We start from the raw sequence: 1,879 nt of genomic DNA, 5'->3' as shown, positions 1-1,879 counted from the left end.
GCCCGGACTATGCGGAGGGCGGCGGACGAGGTGCGCGGCGCGGCGAGGACCGGTGCGGTGCGCCCGAGGCCGTGCAGCTGCGTCAGGTCGCGGGTGCCGGTCCCTTTGTCGATGATGCCGACGCTGAAGAAGAGCACCGACTTGAAGAGGGCGTGGGAGAGGACGAGGGCCAGGGCGGCCAGCCCGGCGGCCTGGGTGCCGACGCCCGCGAGGACGGTCATGAAGCCCAGCTGGCTCACCGTGCCGTAGGCGAGGAGGAGCTTGATGTCGTCCTGACGCAGGGCGCGCCAGCCACCGAGGATCATCGTCCACAGGCCGAGGACGAGCAGGACCGGACGCCACCCGGGCACGTCCGCGAAGATCGGCTCGAGCAGCAGGATGAGGTAGATGCCGGCCTTGACCATCGAGGCTGCGTGCAGGTAGGCGCTCACCGGGGTCGGGGCGGCCATGGCGCCGGGCAGCCAGAAGTGGAAGGGCACCTGCGCCGACTTGGTGAGGGCGCCGACGAGGACGAGGAGGGCGGCCGTCGTCGTCAGGGCGCCGGCCGGGGGCGGCGAGGCGAGCATCTCGCTGATCGTGTAGCTGCTCGTCTCGCCGATGATCACCGTGCCGATGAGCATCGCCAGGCCGCCGAAGGTCGTGACGAGCAGGGCCTGGGTGGCGGAGCGGCGGTTGGCCGAGCGCACCGGGTTGTGCCCGATGAGCGTGTAGGAGAAGACGGTGGTCAGCTCCCAGAAGATGTAGAGCGCCAGGAGGTTGTCGGCGAGGACGAGGCCGAGCATGGCGCCCGCGAAGGCGGTGAAGACGCCCGTGAAGCGCCACAGGCTGGGGTCGTCGGGCTTGAAGTACCAGGCGCAGTAGAGCAGGGCGAGGGCACCGACGCCGGTGACGAGCAGCCCGAGGAGCCACTGGAGGGTGCCGAGCCGCAGTGCGAAGTCCATGCCGAGCGAGGGGACCCAGGCGATGCCCTCGACGATCGACCGGCCGGCGGTCACGTCGCCGGTCTGGGCGAGAAGCCAGGCGAAGGCCGCGGCGGGCACGAGGGCCAGGACGAGGAAGGCGCGTCGGTTGAGGAACTTGGCGAGGCCGGGCGCAACTGCTGCCGCCGCGAAGTGCGCAAGCAGCAGCAGGGTCACGAGGGCCTCTCACGGGTCCGGGGACGGGAGTTCAGTTTAACGGCAGGTGACCGGCGCCCCGAGGCCGGGGTGCACGCGCGTCCTCGCGGTGCCGTAGGTGCCCGGCTCGGCATGTTCCCGAAGAAATCTCGGCCCACCCTCTTGAACTCTTCGAACATATGTTCGATGCTGGAGGGGCGAGGGGAGGCGCCATGACACAGCAGTCGATCACCGATCAGGTCAGTGGGACCACGGTCCCGGGGCGCCTGCGCGCCGTCCTCGCCGAGGTGTCCGCCACCGGCGTCGACGGGCTGACCGAGGTCGAGCTGCTCGAGGTCGTCGCCCTCCTCGAGATGACGAAGGGGGCCGCTGCCGCCGCGCAGGCCCGCGCCACCGCGCGCTTCGTCGAGGAGCGTGACGCGCGGGTGGCCGAGATGGCCGCCGCCGAGGAGATCTCCCGTCGCGAGGCATCGCTGCGACGCCGCGCCACCCGCAGCGAGGTAGCGCTGGCGCGGCGGTGCTCGCCGGGTCAGGCCGACCTCACGTCGGCGCCGCGCGGGCGCTCGTCCACGAGCTGCCCGGCACGATGGCCGCGCTGACAGCCGGGGAGATCAGCGAGTGGCGGGCGACGATCGTCGTGCGCGAGACCGCGTGCCTGTCGCCGGACCACCGGCGCGAGGCCGATCGTCGGCTTGCCGGTGGGCTGCGTGACCTGGGGGAGCGGGCGCTTGCGGCCGCCGCGCACCGGGCCTGCGTCGACCTCG

At 72.2% G+C, this 1,879-nt stretch carries 2 protein-coding genes; one reads left to right on the top strand and one right to left on the bottom strand.

Annotation, left to right across the window (positions count from 1 at the left end; translation table 11 throughout):
• On the bottom strand, window positions 1–1,136 hold a 1,136-nt coding region (locus AC2W7J_RS17860; protein WP_485984080.1), incomplete at its 3' end, for a proton-conducting transporter transmembrane domain-containing protein.
• 191 nt (window positions 1,137–1,327) lie between these two features.
• Here AC2W7J_RS17860 and AC2W7J_RS17855 point away from each other — a divergent pair.
• Window positions 1,328–1,714 carry a hypothetical protein gene (locus tag AC2W7J_RS17855; protein WP_485984078.1) on the top strand — a complete coding sequence of 129 codons (387 nt, stop codon included), beginning with the start codon at window positions 1,328–1,330 and terminating at the stop codon, window positions 1,712–1,714.
• Window positions 1,715–1,879 lie beyond the last annotated feature (165 nt).

The organism is Janibacter sp. CFPM2_SD2 (genome assembly GCF_057364645.1).
The sequence above is the reverse complement of the archived record's forward strand: the minus strand, read 5'-3'. Positions and strand labels throughout refer to the sequence as shown.